The 5,760-nt window shown below is 54.1% G+C and carries 3 rRNA genes; all 3 read right to left on the reverse strand.

The features are described 5' to 3' along the window. Position 1: 1 nt before the first annotated feature. Positions 2-119 (reverse strand): 5S ribosomal RNA (rrf, locus tag CKJ82_RS11455). A 175-nt stretch (positions 120-294) separates the two neighbouring features. Next, positions 295-3,365 (reverse strand): 23S ribosomal RNA (locus tag CKJ82_RS11460). A 518-nt stretch (positions 3,366-3,883) separates the two neighbouring features. After that, a 16S ribosomal RNA gene (locus CKJ82_RS11465) occupies positions 3,884-5,400 on the reverse strand. Together the 16S, 23S and 5S rRNA genes form the textbook arrangement of a ribosomal RNA operon. Positions 5,401-5,760: the final 360 nt, after the last annotated feature.

Consider the following 5,760-nt stretch of genomic DNA (forward strand, 5'->3'; position numbering starts at 1 on the left):
GGGTCGGCGGTAACCTACTCTCCCACACCCTCCCGAGTGCAGTACCATCAGCGCGGGCGGGCTTAGCTTCCGGGTTCGGAATGGGACCGGGCGTTTCCCCGCCGCCATCAACCACCGACACACCCAAGGGGGCATGCCAGCCACCAACCACCAAGCCCTGGTGATGCGACAGTCAAAATATTCAACAATATGAACATGTTGGCCAACAGTGTGCTGTGCCAGCACTGCATAGTGGACGCAAACAAATCGTTTCGCAAATCAACAACACCACAAGTGTATCCACGTGTGTGCAAAAGTGTTTGATCAACGGCGGATTAGTACCAGTCACCTCCACACCTTACGATGCTTCCAGATCTGGCCTATCAACCCAGTCATCTCCTGGGCGCCTAAGAAACCTCATCTCAAAACAGGCTTCCCGCTTAGATGCTTTCAGCGGTTATCCCTCCCGTACGTAGCCAACCAGCAATGCTCCTGGCGGAACAACTGGCACACCAGAGGTACGTCCGTCCCGGTCCTCTCGTACTAGGGACAGCCTTCTTCAAGTTTCAACGCGCGCGGCGGATAGAGACCGAACTGTCTCACGACGTTCTGAACCCAGCTCGCGTGCCGCTTTAATGGGCGAACAGCCCAACCCTTGGGACCTACTCCAGCCCCAGGATGCGACGAGCCGACATCGAGGTGCCAAACCATCCCGTCGATATGGACTCTTGGGGAAGATCAGCCTGTTATCCCCGGGGTACCTTTTATCCGTTGAGCGACACCACATCCACAAGTAGGTGCCGGATCACTAGTCCCGACTTTCGTCCCTGCTCGACTTGTAAGTCTCACAGTCAAGCTCCCTTGTGCACTTACACTCTAAACACCTGATTGCCAACCAGGCTGAGGGAACCTTTGGGCGCCTCCGTTACATTTTGGGAGGCAACCGCCCCAGTTAAACTACCCACCAGGCACTGTCCCCAACCCAGATCATGGGCCAAGGTTAGATATCCACTACGGTCAGAGTGGTATTTCAACAACGACTCCACACCAACTAGCGTCAATGCTTCACAGTCTCCCACCTATCCTACACAAACCGCACCGAATGCCAATACCAAGCTATAGTGAAGGTCCCGGGGTCTTTTCGTCCTGCCGCGCGAAACGAGCATCTTTACTCGTACTGCAATTTCACCGGGCCTGTGGTTGAGACAGCAGGGGAGTCGTTACGCCATTCGTGCAGGTCGGAACTTACCCGACAAGGAATTTCGCTACCTTAGGATGGTTATAGTTACCACCGCCGTTTACTGGGGCTTAAATTCTCCGCTTCGACCCAAAAAGGATCTAACAGGTCCTCGTAACCTTCCAGCACCGGGCAGGCGTCAGTCCGTATACATCAACTTAACCGTCTTCGCACGGACCTGTGTTTTTGATAAACAGTCGCTCCCCTCTCTTCTCTGCGACCCACACCAGCACACCATGAGAAAACATGGCCACCAGCACAGGTCCCCCTTCTCCCGAAGTTACGGGGGAATTTTGCCGAATTCCTTAACCACAGTTCACCCGACCGCTTTAGTATTCTCTACCTGACCACCTGTGTCGGTTTCGGGTACGGGCCGTATGCACACTCGCTAGAGGCTTTTCTCGACAGCACAGGATCACCAACATCACCCAAAAAAGGGCTACGCATCACGCCTCACACACAATGACGATGGCATTTCACACACCGTCGTGCCACACGCTTACACCACAATCCAATAAGTGGCTTGGCTACCACACTGCGTCACCCCATCACTTGACTACAACGACTCAGGCCCCACGCATCACACCAACCCAGGGCAACAAAGTTACCCCATGGCCAGCGATCAGGGTGGTTAGTATCACCGCTTCATCACTTGACGCACACACACGGGTACGGGAATATCAACCCGTTGACCATCGACTACGCCTGTCGGCCTCGCCTTAGGACCCGACTCACCCTGGGAAGACGAACTTGACCCAGGAACCCTTAGTCATCCAGCGGTAAGGATTCTCACCTTACACTCGTTACTCATGCCTGCATTCTCACTCGCACACAGTCCACAACCCCTCACGGTACTGCTTCACACCATGCACGACGCTCCCCTACCCAACAAAACATTGTTGCCGCGGCTTCGGCGGTGTACTTGAGCCCCACTACATTGTCGGCGCGGAACCACTCGACCAGTGAGCTATTACGCACTCTTTCAAGGATGGCTGCTTCTAAGCCAACCTCCTGGCTGTCTTCGCGATCCCACATCCTTTTCCACTTAGTACACCCTTAGGGGCCTTAACCGGCGATCTGGGCTGTTTCCCTCTCGACTATGAAGCTTATCCCCCACAGTCTCACTGCTGCACAACACTTACACCGGCATTCGGAGTTTGGCTGATGTTGCTAAGATGATAGTCCCGCTCAACCAACCAGTAGCTCTACCTCCGGCAAGCTCATACAACGCTGCACCTAAATGCATTTCGGGGAGAACCAGCTATCACGGAGTTTGATTGGCCTTTCACCCCTACCCACAACTCATCCCCGCAGTTTTCAACCTACGTGGGTTCGCGCCTCCACAACCTCTTACAGCTGCTTCACACTGGCCATGGGTAGATCACCCCGCTTCGGGTCCAGGACATGCCACTAAAAACACCCAATGAGGATTCGCTTTCGCTACGACTACCCCTAACGGGTTAACCTCGCGACATGCCGCTGACTCGCAGGCTCATTCTTCAAAAGGCACGCCATCACACACAAGAGGCGCTCTGACGGATTGTAAGCGCACGGTTTCAGGAACTCTTTCACTCCCCTCCCGGGGTACTTTTCACCATTCCCTCACGGTACTATCCACTATCGGTCACACTGAGTATTTAGGCTTACCGGGTGGTCCCGGCAGATTCACAGCAGATTCCACGAGCCCGCTGCTACTCGGGGCAACAACAACACACACGCACACGCCTTCACGTACAGGACTCTCACCCACTCCGGCGCACCATCCCAGATGCTTCCGCTAACACGCACGCGCACGCTCCTGGTCAGCAGCCCAGAAACACTGCACCCCACAACACCACACACGCAACCCCTGCCAGGTATCACACGCACATGGTTTAGCCTCATCCACGTTCGCTCGCCGCTACTAGCAGAATCACAATTGTTTTCTTCTCCTACGGGTACTGAGATGTTTCACTTCCCCGCGTCAACCTCCACACAGACTATGCATTCATCTGCAGGTAACACCACACAACCGGTGCTGGGTTCCCCCATTCGGACATCCTCGGATCAACGCTTTGTTGACAACTCCCCGAGGCATAACGCAGCCTCACACGTCCTTCATCGGCTCAGCATGCCAAGGCATCCACCGTACGCCCTGAATAACCAAACAATTATCCAACACACACAAACACACACCACCACAACAGGGCAGCGCGTGCTCAGATACACAAAACACAAAAACAGTCTTGCAAACTTACAAAACAAAAAATCCTTCACAACACCACACCCCAGGCACACACAAACATGCACACCAGAATGCGGCAAAGAAGAAAGATGCTCGCGTCCACTATACAGTTCTCACACAACACACCCACACCACAACAACCACACACCACAAGGCGTATAAGTCATTCACGTGCAGGCCAACAAGACAACCACAACCACACACAACGCAAACGCCGTGCGCAGGCCATGTGCTGCCCCAGACACCCAACAGCATGCCAACATACCCAAAACCATGTTTGCGGAACACTTGGTTACCACCCATGCCACACAAAGCAGAAGCATCCAACCCTGCCGGTGCGCATCCACCCGGAATTTATACAAAACAAATAAGTGGCAGTCACACCTTAGGCGACATCAACCACCAACCCACAACCGTGGGCACAACAATAAAAAGCTCCTTAGAAAGGAGGTGATCCAGCCGCACCTTCCGGTACGGCTACCTTGTTACGACTTCGTCCCAATCGCCGATCCCACCTTCGACCACTCCCTAACAAGTTTGGGCCATGGGCTTCGGGTGTTACCAACTTTCATGACGTGACGGGCGGTGTGTACAAGGCCCGGGAACGTATTCACCGCAGCGTTGCTGATCTGCGATTACTAGCGACTCCGACTTCATGGGGTCGAGTTGCAGACCCCAATCCGAACTACGACCGGCTTTCAGCGATTAGCACACCCTCACAGGATCGCACACGCGTTGTACCGACCATTGTAGCATGTGTGAAGCCCTGGACATAAGGGGCATGATGATTTGACGTCATCCCCACCTTCCTCCGAGTTCACCCCGGCAGTCTCTCATGAGTCCCCAACCAAATGCTGGCAACATAAGACAAGGGTTGCGCTCGTTGCGGGACTTAACCCAACATCTCACGACACGAGCTGACGACAACCATGCACCACCTGTACACCAGCCACAAAGGGAAAGACTATCTCTAGCCCGATCCAGTGTATGTCAAGCCCAGGTAAGGTTCTTCGCGTTGCATCGAATTAATCCACATGCTCCGCCGCTTGTGCGGGCCCCCGTCAATTCCTTTGAGTTTTAGCCTTGCGGCCGTACTCCCCAGGCGGGGCGCTTAATGCGTTAGCTACGGCACGAACCCCGTGGAAGGGACTCACACCTAGCGCCCACCGTTTACGGCATGGACTACCAGGGTATCTAATCCTGTTCGCTCCCCATGCTTTCGCTCCTCAGCGTCAGTTACTGCCCAGAGACCTGCCTTCGCCATCGGTGTTCCTCCTGATATCTGCGCATTCCACCGCTACACCAGGAATTCCAGTCTCCCCTACAGCACTCAAGTTATGCCCGTATCGCCTGCAACCCCGCAGTTAAGCTGCGGTATTCCACAAACGACGCGACAAACCACCTACGAGCTCTTTACGCCCAGTAATTCCGGACAACGCTCGCACCCTACGTATTACCGCGGCTGCTGGCACGTAGTTAGCCGGTGCTTCTTCTCAACCTACCGTCACAAAAGCTTCGTCGGTTGCGAAAGGAGTTTACAACCCGAAGGCCGTCATCCCCCACGCGGCGTCGCTGCATCAGGCTTGCGCCCATTGTGCAATATTCCCCACTGCTGCCTCCCGTAGGAGTCTGGGCCGTATCTCAGTCCCAATGTGGCCGTACACCCTCTCAGGCCGGCTACCCGTCGACGCCTTGGTAGGCCATTACCCCACCAACAAGCTGATAGGCCGCGAGCTCATCCCATACCGCAAAAGCTTTCCACAATCGCATCCAAACAATTGTCATATTCGGTATTAGACCCAGTTTCCCAGGCTTATCCCAAAGTACAGGGCAGATCACCCACGTGTTACTCACCCGTTCGCCACTCGAGTACCCTGCAAGCAGGGCCTTTCCGTTCGACTTGCATGTGTTAAGCACGCCGCCAGCGTTCATCCTGAGCCAGGATCAAACTCTCCACAAAAAAGTTTCAGCAAGAAACAAAGGCCGTGAAAAGCCCAAACCTAACCAAAAACAAACCAACCCACACCACAACCAAAAACAATCACAGTGCAGGACTGGCAAATCCTCAAATTACCTTTACGTGCCGACCCAACCCGACGGGGCAAAAACAGGCCGACACAACAAAAAATATAGTTACAAAACGCGAATCAAATCACGCACCATAACCAGCAAACACCACCTGCAACTAGAGGTTCACAAGCAGCGCCACCGGCACACACCAACCACACAAAACGTGCAGCCAGCACAACACAGGCACGCAACCAATCCACAAACAAAAGTACATTGGCACACTATCGAGTTCTCAAACAACACACGCACA

The organism is Corynebacterium gottingense (assembly GCF_002285125.1).
Classification (GTDB): domain Bacteria; phylum Actinomycetota; class Actinomycetes; order Mycobacteriales; family Mycobacteriaceae; genus Corynebacterium; species Corynebacterium gottingense.